This window comes from Bradyrhizobium sp. LeoA1Lang (assembly GCF_055413685.1).
In genome coordinates, this window is record NZ_JBVAPG010000151.1 from 1 (window position 1) to 19233 (window position 19233).

Annotated in this window: 18 protein-coding genes and 2 pseudogenes; 19 read left to right on the forward strand and 1 reads right to left on the reverse strand. The window is 58.4% G+C overall.

Going from position 1 to position 19233, the window contains the following annotated elements; all coding sequences use genetic code 11:
- Positions 1-246: 246 nt before the first annotated feature.
- The 19 genes and pseudogenes from ACZYOF_RS34200 to ACZYOF_RS34290 all read left to right on the forward strand — a co-directional run bounded on the left by ACZYOF_RS34200 (position 247) and on the right by ACZYOF_RS34290 (position 17971).
- On the forward strand, positions 247-1035 hold the full coding sequence (locus ACZYOF_RS34200; protein WP_463718525.1) for a hypothetical protein: 789 nt from the start codon (positions 247-249) through the stop codon (positions 1033-1035).
- Complete coding sequence (locus ACZYOF_RS34205; protein WP_394569202.1) at positions 1014-1637, forward strand: FliH/SctL family protein; 624 nt, start codon at positions 1014-1016, stop codon at positions 1635-1637. The genes ACZYOF_RS34200 and ACZYOF_RS34205 overlap by 22 nt, the downstream gene beginning before the upstream one ends.
- The gene (sctN, locus tag ACZYOF_RS34210; protein ID WP_463718526.1) at positions 1634-3010 is read left to right on the forward strand and encodes a type III secretion system ATPase SctN; all 1377 of its coding nucleotides are present in this window, start codon (positions 1634-1636) and stop codon (positions 3008-3010) included. Before ACZYOF_RS34205 ends, sctN begins: the two co-directional genes overlap by 4 nt.
- Complete coding sequence (gene sctO, locus ACZYOF_RS34215) at positions 2998-3516, forward strand: type III secretion system stalk subunit SctO (protein WP_463718527.1); 519 nt, start codon at positions 2998-3000, stop codon at positions 3514-3516. Before sctN ends, sctO begins: the two co-directional genes overlap by 13 nt.
- Before the next feature lie 490 nt (positions 3517-4006).
- Complete coding sequence (sctV, locus tag ACZYOF_RS34220) at positions 4007-6103, forward strand: type III secretion system export apparatus subunit SctV (protein ID WP_463718528.1); 2097 nt, start codon at positions 4007-4009, stop codon at positions 6101-6103.
- Between the two features lie 11 nt (positions 6104-6114).
- On the forward strand, positions 6115-7479 hold the full coding sequence (locus tag ACZYOF_RS34225; protein WP_394569198.1) for an FHA domain-containing protein: 1365 nt from the start codon (positions 6115-6117) through the stop codon (positions 7477-7479).
- Positions 7476-7709, forward strand: coding sequence for an EscE/YscE/SsaE family type III secretion system needle protein co-chaperone (locus ACZYOF_RS34230; RefSeq protein WP_394569197.1), 234 nt, complete (start codon positions 7476-7478; stop codon positions 7707-7709). Before ACZYOF_RS34225 ends, ACZYOF_RS34230 begins: the two co-directional genes overlap by 4 nt.
- A gap of 23 nt (positions 7710-7732) precedes the next feature.
- Positions 7733-7951, forward strand: a complete 219-nt coding sequence (locus ACZYOF_RS34235) for an EscF/YscF/HrpA family type III secretion system needle major subunit (RefSeq protein WP_463718529.1) — start codon at positions 7733-7735, stop codon at positions 7949-7951.
- Positions 7952-8052: 101 nt separating this feature from the next.
- Complete coding sequence (locus tag ACZYOF_RS34240) at positions 8053-8262, forward strand: LysR family transcriptional regulator (RefSeq protein ID WP_394569209.1); 210 nt, start codon at positions 8053-8055, stop codon at positions 8260-8262.
- Between the two features lie 126 nt (positions 8263-8388).
- Positions 8389-8535 (forward strand): annotated as a pseudogene (locus tag ACZYOF_RS34245) (IS256 family transposase); the annotation flags it as partial.
- A 1272-nt stretch (positions 8536-9807) separates the two neighbouring features.
- On the forward strand, positions 9808-10794 hold the full coding sequence (gene sctQ / locus ACZYOF_RS34250) for a type III secretion system cytoplasmic ring protein SctQ (protein ID WP_463718530.1): 987 nt from the start codon (positions 9808-9810) through the stop codon (positions 10792-10794).
- Positions 10791-11453 (forward strand): type III secretion system export apparatus subunit SctR, encoded by a 663-nt coding sequence (sctR, locus tag ACZYOF_RS34255; RefSeq protein ID WP_394569597.1) that lies wholly within the window; start codon positions 10791-10793, stop codon positions 11451-11453. The genes sctQ and sctR overlap by 4 nt, the downstream gene beginning before the upstream one ends.
- Before the next feature lie 26 nt (positions 11454-11479).
- On the forward strand, positions 11480-11710 hold the full coding sequence (gene sctS / locus ACZYOF_RS34260; RefSeq protein ID WP_394569604.1) for a type III secretion system export apparatus subunit SctS: 231 nt from the start codon (positions 11480-11482) through the stop codon (positions 11708-11710).
- A gap of 117 nt (positions 11711-11827) precedes the next feature.
- Entirely contained in the window at positions 11828-12592 is a 765-nt protein-coding gene (gene sctT, locus ACZYOF_RS34265) for a type III secretion system export apparatus subunit SctT (protein WP_455998788.1), read from the forward strand.
- 6 nt (positions 12593-12598) lie between these two features.
- Entirely contained in the window at positions 12599-13663 is a 1065-nt protein-coding gene (locus ACZYOF_RS34270; protein ID WP_463718531.1) for an EscU/YscU/HrcU family type III secretion system export apparatus switch protein, read from the forward strand.
- Between the two features lie 1011 nt (positions 13664-14674).
- Positions 14675-15205, forward strand: a complete 531-nt coding sequence (locus ACZYOF_RS34275) for a SycD/LcrH family type III secretion system chaperone (RefSeq protein WP_455998784.1) — start codon at positions 14675-14677, stop codon at positions 15203-15205.
- Positions 15195-16334 carry a type III secretion system translocon subunit SseC family protein gene (sctE, locus tag ACZYOF_RS34280; protein ID WP_463718532.1) on the forward strand — a complete coding sequence of 380 codons (1140 nt, stop codon included), beginning with the start codon at positions 15195-15197 and terminating at the stop codon, positions 16332-16334. The genes ACZYOF_RS34275 and sctE overlap by 11 nt, the downstream gene beginning before the upstream one ends.
- A gap of 43 nt (positions 16335-16377) precedes the next feature.
- Positions 16378-17388: a hypothetical protein gene (locus tag ACZYOF_RS34285; RefSeq protein ID WP_463718533.1), complete on the forward strand. Its 1011-nt coding sequence runs from the start codon at positions 16378-16380 to the stop codon at positions 17386-17388.
- Positions 17389-17440: 52 nt separating this feature from the next.
- Positions 17441-17971 (forward strand): hypothetical protein, encoded by a 531-nt coding sequence (locus tag ACZYOF_RS34290; RefSeq protein WP_463718534.1) that lies wholly within the window; start codon positions 17441-17443, stop codon positions 17969-17971.
- 303 nt (positions 17972-18274) lie between these two features.
- Here ACZYOF_RS34290 and ACZYOF_RS34295 read toward each other — a convergent pair.
- Positions 18275-19176 (reverse strand): annotated as a pseudogene (locus ACZYOF_RS34295) (IS3 family transposase); the annotation flags it as partial.
- Between the last annotated feature and the right edge of the window lie 57 nt (positions 19177-19233).

Here is a 19233-nt window from a genome sequence, read left to right on the forward strand (position 1 = left end):
GAAGGGCGAAAATCAGTTGCCAAGGGTCATTGCCGGCGTCAAATTTACCGACGGCGTCGCAGAATCGACGACGCCAGCTAACCGCGCCGCCTGATCAGCCCCATCACCCAATTTCGGCCATAGCTCCAGCTCAAAGCGATAGCGGCTTGCCGCCGCTCGATGCGCCTCCCGTCGCCGCCGAGGCCAGCGCTCCGCTCTATCTCCTGGTCGAACTCGTGGCTGGGCTGGTTATATCGCTAATCGGCAATGCAGTTCTTGCCTTTCTCGTGTGGCGGAAGCCGGTTAGCCACACAACAAATCCTGCGGCGCCATAGATCAATGCAAGCGAGCAATCCCCCGATGATCGCGACAGGATCCGCAGCAATTTTGGGTGACTGGCTTCACAGGCCGTGGGCGGGAGCGATGATGCGCTGCATCGCCGATCCCGCCGCCGACTTCGATGATGCTATAGCGAAGGATTGGCCCGAATGGCTGCCGCGGGAGCCTGCACGGGCAGATTCGTTCATCCGAATGAGACTTGGAAGTCGGCTGCTTCGCGATCAAACTAGGGGGGCATCCGCCATCATCTCCGCTGGCCATGCGCCGCGGACCCGGCTCGGATTTTTGCCGGCATCGGACGCCGTGCGCCTCATGTGCCTTGCCGCAGCGTGGACCGGGGCGCCCAGTCTTATCGGTCAGCTTCGCAGCGCCGATATCGTTGCAGCACGTTCCGTCCTCGGAGAAGAGGCCTTCGCGTTCGCTTTCCATGCCGCGCTGCTACCACGACCGACCGCCGGACTGATGTCGGCTATCGGTGCTTCCAAGCTGCCGACCGGGCCTGCTGAATTGCTCCACTGCGGAGCGGCAATGTTCGGCCTCGCGATGGGCTGCATCCCGGACGCACTGCAGGTACGACTGAGATTGCGCAGCCCTGCATCGATCTGGATGGTGGCGGCAAACGCCTGTCGCAACGACAGTGCTGGAGAGGACGCCTTTCATGCGATGCGGCGGTTGGTCCGCAAAAGGATGGCCCTATGGTCGCACTGGTTCGATTGACGTCGGAGACGATCAGTGTTCTCGGGCCAGGGCAAGTCTTGCCGGCGGTAAGTACGCAGGCGCTGCTCCAGGCCGAGCAACTCCTGACCCAGGCGCGGCGCGATGCAGAGGCGCTTGTTGATGAAGCGCGGGCGTCCGCAAGCAGGATTGAAGCGGCCGCCAGAGAAGCCGGGCTAAAGGAAGCGCAAGTGACAATTCAACAGCGCTTGGCCGCGATCGCCGTAGAGTCGCTCCGGATCATGGAGCAAAACAAGGAAAGGATCGTGGACCTCGGCCTGCAGATCGCGCGCCGGATCATCGACACGACAGCGCCAGACGAGGCCGCACTGCAGATCGCGCTGCGAGGCTTGAGCGTCGTGGGCCACAGCCCTGTCGTTCGGCTGCGAGTGGCACCGTCGCTTGTCGAGACGGTTCGCGGACGGGTAGACGAGATAGCCCCGGCGGTCACCTCGCGCGCAGTCGTCGAAGTTATTTCTGACCCGCGGATCAATGATGCCGGGTGTATTCTCGAGACCGATGCCGGGCTGATCGACGCGACGATCGAAAGCCAGCTAACGTTGCTCGAAAGCGGCGTTCGCAAAAGCCTGGAGGCCTCAAAATGATGTCGGAGCCAGCCGAGCCGTCAACGGCGGTAGCTCCCGTTGGTTGTTCGCATGAAAGCATTGATCGGTTCTTCCGGCTCGCGAGCAGGGCGGTTGAGCAAACGCCGACGATGAATTTCCGTGGTCGTGTCCTTCAAGTCGTTGGAACAATCATCCGTGCGACGGCTCCTGGCGTGCGTATCGGGGATTTGTGCGAACTCCGCGATCCCAAAAGTAACCGTGAACTGATCGCGGAGGTCGTAGGAGTCCAGCGCGATATTGCCGTTCTGACGCCACTCGGGGAAATGCGGGGACTTTCTACCCTCACGGAGGTGATTCCGACGAGAAAGGCCCTGCTGGTGCCGGCCGGCTGGAGCCTGCTCGGTCGGGTACTTGATGGGCTTGGCCGCCCGCTTGACGCAACCACTCATGGGCCCATGATCGCAGAGGCCCACGTGCCGGTTCATGGCAGCGCACCGGATCCGCTAACCCGGCGTAGCATAGATCAGATTCTTCCGGTCGGTGTACGGGCAATCGATGCGCTACTCACGTGCGGGGAGGGGCAGCGCGTCGGTATCTTTGCCGCTGCAGGCGCGGGCAAAAGTACACTGCTGTCGATGCTCATACGGGGCGCTCAGGTTGACGTCGCGGTGATAGCACTTATCGGCGAGCGCGGACGGGAGGTGCAAGAATTCATCACGCACCTCGGCTCGGGATCACGAACCAAAGCGGTCTTTGTGGTTGCGACGTCCGACCGACCCGCTATGGAGCGCGCCAAGGCGGCCTATGTGGCCACGGCGATAGCCGAATGGTTTCGCGATCAAGGAAAACGCGTGCTGCTTCTCATGGATTCGCTAACGCGTTTTGCGCGGGCGCACAGGGAAGTCGGCCTTGCAGCGGGTGAGCCGCCTACCCGGCATGGTTTCCCGCCATCAGTGTTCGCGACCCTGCCGCAACTTTTGGAACGTGCGGGCAACAATGCGCGTGGGTCGATCACGGCCTTCTACACCGTGCTTGTCGAGGGAGATGACATGACTGAACCCGTCGCCGACGAAACGCGCTCGATCCTTGATGGCCACATTGTGCTCTCGCGTGCCCTGGCTATGTCGAACCACTATCCTGCCATCGACATTCTTGCGAGCGTCAGCCGCGTCATGAGCATGATCGTGGCTCCGCAGCATGAAAGCATGGCGCGGAGACTGCGAGAACTGCTGGCGAAATACCAGGAGGTCGAACTCTTGATTCGCGTGGGTGAATACAAGAACGGAACCGACGCACTCGCGGATGAGGCGATCGCCAGAAGGGACGAAATACAGAACTTCCTGCGCCAATCGACAAGTGAGCAGATGGACTTCGAAGCCACGCTCCAGGAGCTTGAAGCATGCGTGGGATGATCGCGGACAACGTGCCGCGTCTGCTGGAGGTGCGGAAATTGCGACATCGTCGTCAGCAAGATATTCTCCGGGCTCGGCAACTGGCCCTTGAGAGCGCTGCCGCTGCTGTGGAGACCGCCGCCAAAAATCACCGCACCTGGCGGCAAAAGCGTCTTCGGCTTGAAGCTGCCCTGTACGATTCCGTGATCGGAGAAGCCGTCGCTCTCGGCGCTCTTGTCGGTCTGAAGGCAAAGATGACCTCTCTGCACGATCACGATCAGCTGCTCGAAAAGGACATTGAGAAGGCAGTCGCGGAAGCCGATCAGGCCCGGCAGGCACGCGACGAGGCGTGCAACATCGTACGTCAAGCAGGCAAGCAATTAGATAAGTGCGAACATCTGGCGCGCGCCCTGCGCGATGTCTCGATGAGGAGCTCCAAGGAGGTTTGCGAAAACAGGGCTGCTGTGAGCACGTCGCGAGCCGGGGCGGCCTTGGAGCTCGAAGAATTTCAGGGATGCGAAGGCTAAGGGAGGAGATCAGGAGAGCGTCGATGCGACTTTGAATATGGCGGGCCAGTGGTCGATCTCATCCATGGTTCATCGGATCCTGCGGTCTACGTCGATGCAGATCGTGCGGTTGCTCTGATGGCGATGCGCGCGACCTATCGTCCGCTGGCCTCAAATCCGAATTCATCGAGGCTATCAGCTGTGCACGGATCGCCGCGAATGTTGCATGACGAACTCTCGGGTGTAAGACAATCGAATGTGCCTATCGGCTAGGCGAAACACTGCGGGCCTCCGCAACTATCGAGAAAACATGAGAGTCATTGTTGCGGCCCGGGCGAGTTGGCTTTGGACGCCTAATCGGCGGGGACGGTTCATATTTGCTACTCTGGAGAGTTTAATGAAGGCGGGCCGGCAGTCTGTCTCAGGGCCGGAGCGAGCCATCGTCAGCGGCGTGTCGCGCCTCTGGCTATGGGCTGGCATTTTACGGGCCAAGTCGCGCTAGGTTGATCACATGAAGTCACTCGACAAACTCCTGACCATCGCGACCGGCCGCAACGACATTGTTCTGGTGACGTTGCTGATCACGATCGTGTTCATGATGATTATTCCGCTTCCGTCAGTGCTTATGGATGTGCTGCAAGCGGTCAATCTGGGAATTGCAGCGCTCCTGCTGATGGTGGCGGTCTACATCAAATCTCCACTCGCATTCGTCTCATTTCCATCGGTGCTTTTGCTGGCAACGCTGTTTCGGCTGGCGCTCGGTATTGCGGCAACTCGTACCATCCTGCTTCATGCGGATGCTGGCCAGATCATCAAGACCTTCGGTAACTTTGTCGTAGCTGGTAATCTAGTGGTAGGCGCGGTCACCTTCTTGATCATGACAATTGTACAATTTGTCGTCATCACCAAAGGATCGGAGCGCGTTGCCGAGGTCGCTGCACGCTTTTCTCTGGATTCCATGCCGGGAAAGCAGATGAGCGTCGATGGCGACTTGCGGGCAGGCAGCATCGACATGCGAGAGGCTCGCAGGCGCCGTGTTGCCATCGAGCGCGAAAGTCAGTTGTACGGTGCTATGGACGGCGCCATGAAGTTCCTCAAAGGGGACGCGATCGCAGGCCTGATCAGCATTATCGTGAACATCATTGGCGGGATCACGATTGGTTCACTCCAAAGGGGAATGGGATTCTCGGAGGCGCTTGAAGTCTATACGACCCTGACGATTGGCGATGGTCTCGTCGGTCAGATTCCGGCGCTGTTCACCTCGATCACGGCAGGATTCATCGTCACGAGAGTGAGTGCCGAAGACAACAGCGCAGACCTCGGCAATGCAATCGGCAATGAACTGAGTGCGCAACCACGTGCACTCATGGTTGGAGCATTCATGCTCGTCCTGTTCTCCCTTGTGCCCGGCTTTCCGACAGTGATTTTTATCGTTTTGGCAGCAGCGGTGGGTGGGGCCGGCTGGCTGCTGCAGCGTCGTGGCCAACTATTGCGCACTGACTCGCATGGCCAGCCACTCAGTGGGGGAGCGCTGTCGACGAGTCCGGCTGAGGCCTCTGAGGCAAACAAGGCAGGCAGCAGTGGCATTATGCTTACTGTACCGCTGATGATCGACATTGACCGCGATATCCAGACGATGATCCAGCCGGACGTGCTTGATAAAGCGTTGGTGGCCACGCGGCAGGCGCTGATGGTCGATCTTGGCGTTCCGGTTCCAGTGATCAATGTCCGAATAAACGATGATTGTAACAATGGCGAGTATATTATCAGGTTAGATGAAGTTCCATACGGTTCGGGACGCTTGCTGCCTCAACACATCCTGGCGCGTGATACTCCCGAGGGCCTCGAAATGGTGGACATTCCATGTGTCATGAAAGACTCCTCCTTCTTGCCTCAAATCGAGACCGTCTGGGTTGATGTCGCACATCTCGAGTCGCTGCGAGCTGCGGGCATCCCGTATCTGGAAGCAGCCCAGATTCTTTCCTACCATGTTGGTCAAATCGTGCGTCGGCACGCCGATGAGTTCATCGGTATCCAGGAAACGAAAGCGCTTTTAAAACAGGCGGAGGTATCCTTTCCGGAACTCGTGAAGGAGGCGTTGCGCCTGGTCCCTCTGCAAAAGATCGCGGAGGTGCTCAAACGGCTCGTTTCAGAGCAGGTTTCGCTGCGAAACATGCGCGCTATCCTCAACACATTGGTCCAATGGGGACAAAACGAGAAGGATACAGTCCTGCTAACCGAGCATGTGCGTGGCGCGCTCAAGAGGCAGATCTGCTTTCAGCATTGTGCCGGTACGAATCTGTTGCCGGCCTACATTTTGACGGCGGATGTGGAAGACACAGTGCGCAAGTCAATTCGGCAGACGTCTGCCGGAAGCTATCTCGCTCTCGATCCGCCGACCACGCAACAGATCGTTGGCAGGATAAAAGATGCCGGCGGCATCCTTGAATCAATGCCGTACAAGCCCGTGCTACTCACCTCGGTCGATATCCGTCGATACGTCCGCAAGCTTGTCGAGGACGATTTGTACGAGCTCCCGGTGCTCTCCTATCAGGAGCTTACTCCTGACATCTCCGTCCAGCCCTTGGCGCGAATTGCGCTGCAGTGACAAACATGCCAATGGAAAAGAATGTTCTGACCGGTGAACAGGCCAAGCTCATTTTGCGCGTGCTGTCCGGGCCAAACCTGGGCGCGGAGACATGGCTGGGCGAGGGAACGTGGCTCATCGGTAGCCACAATACGGATGACCTCACCTTCGGCGATCCGGAACTCGTCGGTTCGCATATTCGTATTGCTATCGAGTCGGATAGAATCCAGATCACTGCGTTCGCACCGGGCGTGCTTATCAACGGTAGGGTGTGCACTACAAACAATCCGACTATCCTTGATCCGTTCACCCCGGTCCGTGTTGGCCGCACAATCTTCAGCCTGGGCCCCGCCGGGCTCGGCTTTCCCGAGGAGGATACCGTACTCGAGCGCCAGGGGTTGGATGCAAGCAGGCCCCCTTCAGATGCGACAGAGTCATTGGCTTTGGGCAGCCGGCGAACACGTCTCACGGTGGGCTGGATGCCGTGGCGATTGCGGCTGGGAGCAGTGGTTTGTGGCCTCCTGATGATAATATGTGGCGCCTGGGCTGGTATCGAGCGGCTTCACTCCCGGGCTTTTTCTACCGCTCCGGGCACTCAGCCGATCGAACCGCAGACGGCCGATCCTCATGGATTGGACTTTGCACCCGACGTCAACATCCCGTCGACTGCCGGTAGGCTGGCGATCGACCTGCAGCCTGGAGAGAATACCAACAAGAGCCAGTCTGGCTGGCAAGACCCCAGGCTTACGGCTGACCTCACAGCAAGGCGACCGGCTACAGCCAAATTATCTGACGCAAGGCTCGTCGACCTCGCAGCTACGATCTTACACGCTTTTGATATCGACGGTCGCGTTCGCGTAGAAGGTGCAGGCGAACTCACAGTGATAGGGTACGGTCGGAGCGATGCCAAAGTAGAAGCGGCCCTTCGTCGTCTCCAGCAGGACGTCCCGGGCGTGTACAAGACCAATGATGAAGTGGCAACGCCGGATCGCGCACGCACCTTTCTGCTGGCGGCGGCTTCCGCTGAACTCCGCCGGTCCATCCGCATCACCGCAAGGCCCGATGTCGTATCCGTGTCTGGAGCGCTGGCCTCGACAACATACGATGAGTGGAAGGACGTTGCCGCTCGGTTCGAGGAAAGATTCAAGCCCTATATCCGGCTCGAGTCGCGGTGCGAGCTAATGGTATTGCCCGCGGTGCGAGGGGTGCATCTGGGCCGCACACCTTTCGTCGTGATTGAGAACGGGGCCCAGTTGAAGCTGGGCGACAGCATCGATCACATCGGCAAGATTGCAGCCATCGACCACGACGGACTTATCGTGCGCGTCGGAGAATCGAACCTTCGCATGCTCTATCGAGGCAACCCAGAATGGTTAACCGAGGATGATCAACGGTGAAGGAAAATTCCGTCGTGCTTGAGCTGGAGAAGCAGCTGCTAAATGACGTTGATGGCTCCGGCAGAGCTATCATCAATGGAGACCTCCAGAACTGGAGGCAGGCTCTGAAACGTGACATTGATAGAGGCGTCACAACGCGGCAATTCGAAGCACTGCAGGCGCTGCTCGAGGCAATAGATTGCGCGACAGAAGTCGTTGATGCTACATGGATGCGGCATCACCGCGAATAGTCCGCTGAGTAATGAGAGGCGAAATGGATTTCGGCAGCATAACCAACTCTATTGGGCAATCCGTTGCCCAATCGGATCGCAATGTGAGAGCAACTACGGCAACCATGAACCCAGACAACGTTATGGATCAGCTTCGGCTTCAGGACTCAATGAGCAGGCACACGACGCTGTTGAACTTGAACTCCACCATCATCAAGGCGATTCACGACGCACTCAATGGTATCATCCGAAATATTGCCTGATCTTTATCGGTCGTTCGGTCCCGTCACGATATCCGGGCTGATGGGCAAGTCCGGATATCTTGATCAGACCTGAATCGATCGAGCGAAATCGAACGCGACTGATGTCACCTAACTTCCTGCAACTTCGTCATCTCCGCTATTTCTTGGGCATCGTGGATGGCGGTAGCTTTACGAGGGCGGCAGGCATGCTGCACGTGGCGCAGCCCGCCCTCAGTCAGCAAATGACTGCCCTTGAAGCTGAGCTTGGCGTCGCACTGCTCCAGCGCGGTGGACGCGGCATTCATCCAACCGTCGCAGGCGAACTCTTCTAGTGAGGGAGCTATGACGGAAACTGGGTGATGACGACCTGAGAAAGGCGGCGTATCGAGGCGGGTGATGAAGCCTTCCAGCAACCTCCAAAGGAGCGATACGCCGTGAACGAGACTACCAATGTTTGAAAGTTGATGGTCTTCAAGCTCGTCGGCGCCGCATCGAAAACCTGGCGACGGTTGAAGGGCACAAATCAGTTGCCGAAGCTGATATCCGGGGTAAAGTTTGCGGACGGAATCGAAGTCATTCCGACCGCTGAAGTCCGCGCCGCCTGATCGGACCGCGTCACCCAAAATCCGTCATAGCTCCCTGCGCGTGCCCATTACCTCAATAACGTAATCGGCGGAGAGCATGATGGTTGGTCTCCGCAGCAAGAGACTGTCAGGCCGCGGCGCGCAGACGAGATCCCTCGTGCCTCAGCGCAAACACTTGCTAAATAATTGATTAGGCTAATCAACATGTGTCGGCGCCCGATAGACAAGTCGCAGGTTCTGCTCATTAGAAATGTCATCTGTGTGAGGACAGTCGGCTCGGCCTGATCAATCGGTCTGGCATTGTCGAGCGATCCATCGATCTCGTCGGCGGGCAAATATGGTCCCTGTGACCCTTGTCCCGAAAGCCCCGCTCGTTTCAATGCGGGGCATAGCGCGATCAGCTGGACCGATATCGAAAATGTATTTGCTTCTGGTCGGCGCTAAGCAGATCAAAGGGGCGGAAGGTGCCTTTGCGCTGAGCGGCGCGTACCCTCCTTTTCTTTCCGGGGGGCAAGGTCTTGATTGGTGTTGATGGGCCGCGGCGCTGCAATGCGCGAAATGAGGTGTCTAAGGGGCATTTTAGCGTGCCTGTTGCTGCGGCGCATTTTCTGTCTGGAGAAGCTGCGATGGGGCTGCCTTGATGAAGGACCGTGACATCGCTTCGATGTCGGCAATCCCGCCACGTGACCGCTCGCCCCCGCATGCGGCCCGGAAGCCCGTGCGTGTTGCGGATTACGAGCGCTTTCGGCGACGGCTCGAAGAGGCCGCTCTGGATGACTGTGAGTCGCGCGCGGATGGTTCCGGCTGCAGAAAGCTCGGCAACGATCAGCATGATCCGGTGGCGACTGGAAGCGTTTCGGCCTCCTGCGTGCCCGCCGCTTCGCTCGAACCCGTCATGCTGGATTATGTACAGGGTCCGGGAGTGGAGGGAAGGCTTTCACGTTCCGCGGAGCTCGCTGAGCTGGCGGAGGCGATCGTTGAGCGCGTTTTGATATGTCCGGACCGCACGGGGGCCGCTACGGCGTACATCACGTTGAATCGTGTTGTGTTTGGAAGCGCATGTGTGTCCGTCAGCTGCCGCGACGATACGCTATCTCTCCACATCGTCTCCGACCGGATTAGGTCCATCTTGCAATTGCGAGGACATGCGTTTGCGCGCGACTTATCTGATCGGCTCGGCATGCGCGTCCTGATTGCAGTAGTTGGCCGAGGCTCACTTTGGCAGGAAGGGGGCTGTCATCGGCACTCTTCCGGTTCGGAGGCGACATTCCGCTTCAGGGCCGAGAAGAGCGCATGATCGATCTTCCCCCCTATGACGGACGTGATGCTGCCGCAATATCGCGAATTGCGAGCCGTCTTCCGCTTGCTTTCAGTCTCGCCGGCATCGAGGTGCAGGCGGTCATGTCCGATTCAGCCCATCGACACATTCCGGCGCCAAGTTACATCGTGGTAATGAGTGTGCACGGCCACAAAATCCGCCTCGCATTGGGGGCAGTGCTCCTTCCGCAGCTGGCCATAGAACGGTGGCCGGAGATCACCACATTACCTCCGGGCCACGGCCTGGGTGAGATATTGTTTGATATCGTTCTCCAGGATCTGGCGATCGAGGTGGAGCGATGGTGCGGTCAGCGGCCGACCTGGTCCTGCTCCGACGTCGCGGCCCCGCGTCCTTACGCGTTCAAGGTCGTTCGGCTGGAGCGTCCGAACGACCTGGTCGGTTTGGTAGAAGTCGATGGTGCGGGGCTGCAGTGGGTCGCCGACTGTTGCTTCGACCTGCCGGTCGTAGCCGCAGCGCTCAATGAGCTTCCGCTTCTTCTGGATGTGCGCATTGCTCCCATCAGCCTTGCCTTGGCGGAAATACAGCGACTTGCGCACGGTGACGTAATCCTGCTCGAAAACCAATCGGTGGGCAATGATGGCGCGATGACTGTTGTCGCGCACCTCTCTGACAGCCCCTGGTTTCGTGCCTCGATCCGGGATTGTCGCCTCTCTGTTCAATCAGTAGTGGATCGTTTGATGGATAAGCCGGAGTTCCTCCCGCCTGAAAGCCTCGATAGCATTAACCTGACCGTCGATGTGGATGTCGGACGCTTGACCATGCCGCTCGGACAGCTTCGTGAACTCGCTGTGGGACAGGTCATCGATCTTGGCTTTGATGCAACCACTAACGTTTCTTTGCGCGTCAATGGCCAAGTAGTCGCGACGGGTGAGCTGGTGCGCATTGCTGAGCGGACCGCGGTGCGCTTGCTGGAACTGCGCTTGCCCCGGCCGGAACGATGAACAAATTGCCCGATCCGGCGACGCTTGTCGTCCTGATGGGGGCCATCGCGGTCCTCCCTTTCGTTGCGATTACGGTAACGTCCTACGTAAAGCTTGTCGTTGTCTTTGGGTTGCTGCGCAACGCCCTCGGCGTTCAGAATATTCCACCGAACATGGCCTTGAACGCGATCGCTATCTTGCTTTCGGCCTACATCATGCAGCCAGTGGCGAAGAGCGCGTATCTGGCTCTGCGTGACAGGCCAATCGCGTACCAAACGTTCGGAGAATTAGTCGACACGATAGCGCTAGGTGCCGAGCCAGTTCGTGACTTCCTCGTGAAAAACACGTCCACGACAACACGTCATTTCTTCGTCAATACCACGCACAAGTTGTGGAGCAAGGACGACTCGGCTGTCGTGGTCGACAACGAGTTTTTGATCTTGATCCCGGCCTTCGTCACATCCGAACTGGAAGAGGCATTCAAGGTCGGATGCTTGCTGTTCCTGCCCTTCATCGTTATCGATCTCGTTATCTCCAACATTCTTCTGGCGATGGGCATGATGATGGTTTCACCAATGACGATATCTCTGCCATTCAAGCTGTTCTTGTTCGTTGCCGTGAACGGGTGGCAGCGCCTTATCCACGGCCTCGTCTTGTCCTACGCAGGACTGGCGTCTTGAATTCCGCCACGCTCGTCAACGTCGCCATTGAAGCGCTTACACTGTCGGTTGTGCTGTCCTTGCCGGCAGTCCTCGTCGCTACGATAGTGGGACTGATCATCAGTCTGATCCAGGCCATGACCCAGGTTCAAGAGCAGACACTTTCCTTCGCTGTGAAGCTGATAAGCGTAAATCTTGTGCTGGTCGCCACCGCGAGCTGGTTTGAGGAGCTTGGCCGGTATACGACGCGAATCTTCGACAAGATCGGCGCAGTGTAGGCGTCGGAGCTTGAGCGGGTCGTCGATTGTCCATCGCGTGCGGCATCTGCAGGAAGGACTGCGGCCGCTCTTCACCGTCCTGGTTGTCCTTTCATAATGCCACTTGATCCGGCTGAGATGCGTACCGCCCTCGTCGTTCTTGTGCTCGCGGTTGCACGCATAACGGGCATGATGCTGGTCGTCCCAGTCCTCGCGCGCAACATGCTGACAGGAATGGCACGCAACAGCGTGATCATCGCATTGTCGTTCCCTGTAATAGGACTCGCCTGGACAACGAGGCCTGAGGACCTCGACTTTGCCAGCCTGACGCTGATCCTGGGCCTCGGACTGAAGGAACTTCTGCTCGGTCTTGTGCTCGGCTTGCCAGTTGCTGCCGTCATATGGGGCGTGGAGGCGTGCGGCACGTTCATTGACAACCAAAGGGGTGCAACGATGGCCAGTCTGCTCGATCCGGCAAGCGGCAATCAAACATCGCCGCTTGGGACATTCCTGGGTGAGCTTTACCTCACATGGCTGTTCGTCACGGGAGGCTTCTCCAAGCTCCTGGAGGCACTCTATCGCTCGCATGAAATCTGGCCTGTGTGGACCTTTCGTCCGACAATTGGTCCAGCATTCGTCGGGGCGGTGCTGAGCCTCGCAGACCTCGTCATGCTGTTGACATTGCTCCTCGCCGGTCCAGCCATCGTCGCCATGTTCTTGAGCGAGTTGGGCCTGGCGCTAATTGGTCGGTTCGCGCCGCAATTGCAGGTCTTCTATGTCGCTATGCCGGTCAAAAGCGTGGTTGGTTTGCTGCTGCTGATCCTGTCGCTCGCGACCGTTTTGGCCCATGCCGGCGATCACGGGCTATCGCCTGTCGCATTTGTTCGCCGCATCGCCATGTGACTGTTCATGTCAGCTGGTAAGAGCGAAAAGCCGACCCGTCAAAGGCTGCGCGAGCTGCGCAAGAGAGGACAGGTCGCTCAGAGCAGGGAGGTTGTCTCGGCGGTGCTGACCATTGGTTTCTTCGCCTTGCTAGTTGCCTCTTTGCCTCGCCTGGTGGATCGACTTGAGGCAGCGCTCCTGTTACCCATCGCGTATTTGAAAAATGAGAACTTTGTCGTTGTCGCGCTGCAACTCTTCGGATCGTATAGCCGTGAGATACAGAGTCTGACAATGCCGTTTCTCGGCGTCGTCCTGCTCGGCGGTGTGGGCGCCCACGTGTTGCAGACTGGAGTGCTTTTCTCGCCCTCAGCAGCCGCGCCATCGCTCATGAAGCTGAACCCAAGTGAGAACATCAGCAGGATATTCTCGTCGAAGAGCCTCCTCGAGCTGATCCGGTCAGTCGTGCAGGTGCTGTTGCTCGGTCTCGTTCTTCTACTTGTGGTTCGCGCAGGCGTAAGTTCCCTTGTATGGATCCCAACCTGCGGAGTATCCTGCTTGGCTTTGCTGACGGGTAACCTCTCATTCTATGTCGCGGTCTGTGCGGGGTCGATCCATCTTGTCGTGGCAATTGCGGACTTCGCGTTCCAGCGGTGGCAGTTCGAGAAGAGGAATATGATGTCGCTGGAAGAAGTGAAGCGAGAATACAAGGAAAACGAAGGCGATCCCTTGATCAAAAGTCGCCGCAAGCAACTTCGTTCGCAATTAATGGCCAAGGATCCTATTGCGCTATCGCGTAGTGCGACCTTGTTGATCTCCAATCCCACGCATATTGCAGTGGCAGTTTACTACGATGGGCAAGAGATTCCGCTACCCGTGATTGACGCTATCGGCACCGATCTCGTCGCACAGCAAATGATCGCGGCCGCCGCCGCCGCCGGCGTGCCGGTGATGCGAAATGTTCCGCTGGCGCGTGCGCTCCTGGAAGACGGTCTGGTAGATGAATATATCCCGTCACACTTGATTGAACCTATCGCAGAGGTATTGCGAGCGCTCGGGAATCTTGCGACCGAGACTGGTGGTGGTCGGCTCTGATTTCGTGAGGTCAGTTGCGAGCTTCGGAATAGTCACCATGGTGCGAATGAATCAGACCCCTTGGGGCCACCTGCGACGCCATCCTGACAGAACCGAGTAGTTTGTCGTGAATTGTTCGGCGACATTCACTCCCTTTTGCAGATCGACATGCCCGGCGGCTGCTTGCCCGCATACGTGATCATGCCTCATGAAACCTCGTCGTTTGGCGAGAAGGTCTGGCCAAGTTGCAAGATGCGCCTTCGGATCGCTATTGGATGCCCCCTAGCTAGGATGTGGGCAATTTAAGGCCGGGGCAGGTAGTGGCGGGTGGAACGAGAGGCGTCCGGAGAATGCCACGCGTTTCACATCCACGATATGTCGGTGTTGCGAACTCCCGCCCTCATCAGCTTTCAGGGAAAGCTCAAAATAATCGTGTTGGCCGAGGTCGACTTGAACGGTAGCCACGCTTGCGCCGGGACGAGCGGCCCTATCATTCGTGCCGATGCACCCATAATGACTCAATATTTTGCACGCCGCTGACTCTCGGGTACCGAGGACAGGGGCCGTCCAGTACTCCTGGATGCCGATGTTGTTCTCGGCGTCGTTCGGTCGGGATAACGAGCATCTTGTGCAAGACGCTGTTTGTCCCAGCCCTGGCGTCGAGCCGCCGATCTGGCGGTCGACGTTCTCGAGTGGTTTGCACCTGTTAGCGGCATGGTGCGGTCGGACCTGGGTTGCATCGGCATGGAGTTGGTGAGGAAGCAGACGTGGATCTAGATGAAACGATACAAGAGTCCCGACAAACGATCGAGCAAATGGACAGCCTTCTGAGGAGGGCGGGCGCTCAACTTGAGTGGCTGGCTCAACTATCGGACACCGGGGCGGCCGGCCCGGATTCTCCTCCTGCGAGTAGCGGCGATTGCGACGGGGGCTCTGACGCAACTTATTTATGCGAGCGGGCCGCCCCAGGCGATATTTTGCCTTCACCCGAAACGACTTTGCATCTTTCATGGTTCGGACGAAGGGTGTGATATGGCGAGCGGGGTCGAGCAAGACCTGTTGAGCGATCCTGAGGCGGCCGATGCGATGGACGGCGGAGCCTTGTCGCGCCTCGCGCCAGACCTCATGGCGGGGCGCGCGACGTTAGGCGATGTCGTTGGCATTACAGACGAAGAGCTTGAGGCGCTATATGCGCTGGGTTACCGCTATTACTGTTGCGGCAAATATGAGCACGCGCTGAGTTTCTTTCGCTTTCTATGCTTGCATCGACACACCGACGCGCGATCCTGGCTCAGCCTGGCTGCTGCCAGTCAGATGCTTGAGGATGCAGAGGGTGCGGTGCAGGCTTACAGGTTGGCTGCGCTCCTGAACAGCGAGGACCCGCAGATGCCGCTTCGTGCTGCAGAATGTTTCGTCAAACTGGGGCGGCCGGCAGCAGCCATCGTCGCGCTCGGTGATGTCCTGACGCTCAGCGCCGGAAATCCCGAGTTCGACATGTTCGCCTGGCGCGCGCGACGGATGCTCGACCGCCTGAAACCAGAAAGGAGCTCAAATGGTGCATAGCTTGATCGTAACCGGTTCGACCAGTGGAGCGCAGTACGAATACGAAGCAGGGGCACCGCTTGTACCCGGTCGCTCCTTGATTGCTCGTTCAGGCGCGCTCCATACGACAGCAGTCGGCAATTTGCCGCCAGCATTCTCCCGCGAAATCGTCGCATCGGGGTCGATTCCGAAGCTGGCGGTGCCGCGCGGGCTCGACCCGATCGAACTTGCTAACAATCTGCTGGCAGTGAGGATCAAAATGACTGACCGGCTAATTGCGAGCGGGATGGCGGATGTTCGACACGAAGGCGAACTGCTAAGGCAGCAGCACGAGACGATCGGCAACAAGATTATCGAAGCCGCCAACGCCATGGCGAAAGCGAAAAAGAGCTCACGCATAATGAAGTTCCTCGGGTGGCTCGCGGTCGGGCTCTCGGTCGCGGCTGCCGTGGTCACTGGCGGCACTCTTGCTACAGTTGCCGCAGCAGTTACAGTTGGCGTTGCGGTGCTCAACGAAACGGGAGTCGTCGACAAGATGACCCAGGCGATTGCCAAGCGTCTCATGAAAGATGGCAACATGGATGCGGCCCAGGCGAACAAAGTGGCTATCGGCATCACGATGGGCATCATATTGTCCGTTACCGTGCTGACGGCAGGCGCCGGGCTTATGGATGCAGGTGCGAATGGAGCCCGCGCGGCCGCGATGTGGAGCCGCCTTGGTGAGGCCGGCGCGTCGACTCTCCGTGGACTTGCCTCCCTCGCAAAGCAACCGGGCTCGTTGGCAACCGTCCTCGCAAGGGCCATGAATCAAGCCGCTTCCACGATCGCGGAGACAACCTCGAACGCTACCAGGATTGCTCAGATCAGCCAGAGGGTTTCGACTGCCGCTTGCGTTGGCGAGGCAGTTGCTTCGTTCGGCGAGGCCGCTGCGGGCATGGCGAATGGGGTTCAGCAGAAGGAGGCCGCGGACACTCAAGCGGACGCGTTGGACATAAGGAAGCGGATTACTTGGATGAAAGAGCTGCAAAACAACGAGATGGACTTCATCAAGCAGCTCGTCCTCGACCAAAAGGCGACCACGCAGAGGATTGCCGAGGCTATCGAGAGCCGCAGTGCCAGCGATGCGTCTCTCATCCGTGCCTTCGCCTGATCACTTCTAACAGCCTTCTCTTGCGAGCGTAAGGAGCGCATTCATGCTAAGTGCTGTCGAGCCTGTAAAAATTGCCGGCGTTGATCCATTGGACACTGCCGCGCAGCTTTCGCCGAGTGCGCCCTCTGTCTCCCTCCGCGGCGCCCGCGTACCAGAGGCGACCACTACTCAGTCGCTTGCCCAGAGTAATAACGGCGCGTCAAATTTTGCTCTGCTTGGAAACTCGGGGTCCCCTGAGCTGGTTACTCAGCAGACGCTTTCAGGTATTGCGCCCAAGCTCAAGGACTTTGCGACGGGAAGCAACATGTCGGCAGTCGCGGCACTCATTGTTCGTCTCAATTCTGAGCTTCGCAAAGCGGCAAGAGAGGACATGTGGGCTGCGGTCGGTGCCGATATCGCTGCGCAGGACGCGGCTGCCAAGTCGATTCGAAGCTCAGGGCTCTACCAGTTGTTTGGCTCAATCGTCGCATCGTGTGGCGGTATCGCCGGCGCCGGCATGAACCTCAAGGGTGCTCGCCAGAGTCAATTGCGATTCGAAAGTCATGCACCCAAGGCCTCGTCTGGCCTTGGCGCCCACACTCCTGATGGCATGGCGTTGCTCGGACTTCTCCGTGGCGTGCATCAGCGGCTACAGCTCCTCCCCTTCCCGCTGCGGACCATGCCCTCCGTAAAGGTCCCGGAGATCTCCCGGTTCCCGTGCAAGGAGCGTCCACACATGCCAGGGTCTACGACCACGCCGGACCATTTTGACGTTACGCGCATCGCTCACGCGCAAACCGCAGCCGCACAGGCGACCATGAAATGGGGGGGCATCGCTGCCATTACAACGGAAACGTCCAAGATCGCCGGGGCCGGCATGAACATGGCGTCCACTCAATGTCAGGAAGAAAAAGCGAAGCATGACGCGGATAGCACCAAGGCGAAGGCCCACGCGGAGGACGAAAGGCAATTCATCGATTACTATCAGACACAGATTCAGGACATGCTGAGCAAGCTTGCGGAGATGCGTAGTGCAGATAGCGAGACGAGGAGCAAACTCGTCAACATGGCATGAGTGCAACCCATCGTTTGAACAAACGATGTTTAGACCGGAAGGAAGGTAGAAAATGATGATTGGAAACGGCAGCGCGCCGTCCTACAGTGCGGACTATGCCATCACAGATGGGCAGTCGCTATATTCGACCATGATGCTGCTCATGATGGAGCGACACGGCATCTACGAGACGCAGCTCCGGGGTAATTATGCTAGCATGCAGGCGCGTAACGATCTTTTGAAAGACATGACTAGCGCATTGGCGACGATGCGGGCCGAAAGGCCAAATGACGAGAAGACTGTCTGGGGGTACGGCCACTTTATCGATTCGCGGGGCAAGACCCATAGCGTTTATGAGTTCATGCAGGAGAATGGCATCGCCATCGAGACGGTCAATAACGACGTGTGGGGCATACAGGCGGAGTTCGACGCCGCGATCAACAATCTTAAAGCGGCGATTGATAGCGCCAACAGCGAAGGGCAAATGGCAGTTATTTCGTTGCAAGGGCTTCTGGATAAGATCAATCAGGTCATTGAATTGACATCTAATGTTCTGTCGAAAGAGGAAAAGGACAAGGAGGCCGTCATTGGCAATATTCGGTAAAGAGTTGGCTCCGGAATTCCGGACAGGGCGACAAGTGGGGTTTCTGCCTGACGGTGGGCACGATTGCCCCGCGAATCAGGAGAGACGATGAGCAGAGGAACCCGTCGGCACTGAAATGGACCCGCGGAGCGGGACCGCTTGAACCGGTTTGTTAGTTGGAAACTGACCGCTCCCGATCCTTCTCTATCACGCTGCCAGAAACGCTGTCTGCTGTTGTTGCTGTGGGCATGTGGTCAACGCGTCAGCGTTGTTCATCATGTCCGCAGCCTTCGCGGCCAGCATCCGTTCGCGCCAAACCGCCATCGGCGTGCGATAGCTCAGCGCCTGATGAAGGCGTTGGAGGTTATAAAAGGCGATCCAGTTCGCGATGCCGGCCTTGGCCTCGCCGCCGTCGGCGTAGCCCTTGAGGTAGAGGTCCTCATGCTTGAGGGATCTCCACAGCCGCTCGATGAAGACGTTGTCCATCCAGCGGCCGCGGCCATCCATCGAGATCTTGATCCCTGCGCCCGCCAGCGCACCGGTGAAGGCCGTACTGGTGAACTGGCTGCCCTGGTCGGTGTTGAATATCTCCGGCGTGCCGTACTTCGCCAGCGCCTCTTCCAAAGCCGCCACGCAGAACGAAACGTCCATCGTGTTCGACAGCCGCCACGCCAGAACCGCACGGCTCGCCGCCCACACCTGGTTCGCCCGCTCGATCGTCATGTTGCGCAGCAGATAGGGATAGATCTTGTGGCCCGGCGCCGGCTTCGTCGTGTTCGGCTTCGGTCCCAGCGCCGCGATGCCCATCTTGCGCATCAACCGCTGCACGCGCTTGCGATTGACCTGAAGCCCCTCAATCTTCAGCATCGCGGTCATTCGCCGCGAGCCCAGGAACGGCCAGGCGGTGAACAGCTCGTCGATCCGCCGCATCAGGGCTCATCTTCCGGTCCTCCGCGCTAAAAATCGCGCTCCACCGTCAATTGCCCGATCTTGGCGTGCAGCTTCTCGATCTCGCGTTCGCGCGTTTCCTCGCTCTCCCGCCCGACACCTGCGTCAAAGGCCCGCGGCGCCTGTTCCAGAAGTTGTTTCTTCCACGCATAGATCTGGTTCGGGTGAACCTCATAGCGCTGGGTCAGATCGGTCACCGTCGCCTGCTCGTAAGCGGTAAGAGCTCCCACGTCCGCAGTGATCAGCGGGCGCGTGCGTAGCGGATCGGCATCCAGTATTGGCGCAGCGCCTCGACGGCCGCTGGGATATCGAGGTGGGCATTGCGAAGAAAGTCC

Excerpts from the sequence above, each read along its gene's own strand:
- ACZYOF_RS34200 (WP_463718525.1), top strand. The coding sequence starts at position 247 with ATGCAGTTCTTGCCTTTCTCGTGTGGCGGAAGCCGGTTAGCCACACAA.
- ACZYOF_RS34205 (WP_394569202.1), top strand. The coding sequence starts at position 1,014 with ATGGTCGCACTGGTTCGATTGACGTCGGAGACGATCAGTGTTCTCGGG.
- sctT (WP_455998788.1), top strand. The coding sequence starts at position 11,828 with ATGCGTACCGCCCTCGTCGTTCTTGTGCTCGCGGTTGCACGCATAACG.
- ACZYOF_RS34290 (WP_463718534.1), top strand. The coding sequence starts at position 17,441 with ATGATGATTGGAAACGGCAGCGCGCCGTCCTACAGTGCGGACTATGCC.
- ACZYOF_RS34240 (WP_394569209.1), top strand. The coding sequence starts at position 8,053 with ATGTCACCTAACTTCCTGCAACTTCGTCATCTCCGCTATTTCTTGGGC.
- ACZYOF_RS34275 (WP_455998784.1), top strand. The coding sequence starts at position 14,675 with ATGGCGAGCGGGGTCGAGCAAGACCTGTTGAGCGATCCTGAGGCGGCC.
- sctV (WP_463718528.1), top strand. The coding sequence starts at position 4,007 with ATGAAGTCACTCGACAAACTCCTGACCATCGCGACCGGCCGCAACGAC.
- ACZYOF_RS34235 (WP_463718529.1), top strand. The coding sequence starts at position 7,733 with ATGGATTTCGGCAGCATAACCAACTCTATTGGGCAATCCGTTGCCCAA.
- sctE (WP_463718532.1), top strand. The coding sequence starts at position 15,195 with ATGGTGCATAGCTTGATCGTAACCGGTTCGACCAGTGGAGCGCAGTAC.
- sctN (WP_463718526.1), top strand. The coding sequence starts at position 1,634 with ATGATGTCGGAGCCAGCCGAGCCGTCAACGGCGGTAGCTCCCGTTGGT.
- ACZYOF_RS34270 (WP_463718531.1), top strand. The coding sequence starts at position 12,599 with ATGTCAGCTGGTAAGAGCGAAAAGCCGACCCGTCAAAGGCTGCGCGAG.
- sctQ (WP_463718530.1), top strand. The coding sequence starts at position 9,808 with ATGATCGATCTTCCCCCCTATGACGGACGTGATGCTGCCGCAATATCG.
- ACZYOF_RS34285 (WP_463718533.1), top strand. The coding sequence starts at position 16,378 with ATGCTAAGTGCTGTCGAGCCTGTAAAAATTGCCGGCGTTGATCCATTG.
- sctO (WP_463718527.1), top strand. The coding sequence starts at position 2,998 with ATGCGTGGGATGATCGCGGACAACGTGCCGCGTCTGCTGGAGGTGCGG.
- ACZYOF_RS34225 (WP_394569198.1), top strand. The coding sequence starts at position 6,115 with ATGGAAAAGAATGTTCTGACCGGTGAACAGGCCAAGCTCATTTTGCGC.
- sctR (WP_394569597.1), top strand. The coding sequence starts at position 10,791 with ATGAACAAATTGCCCGATCCGGCGACGCTTGTCGTCCTGATGGGGGCC.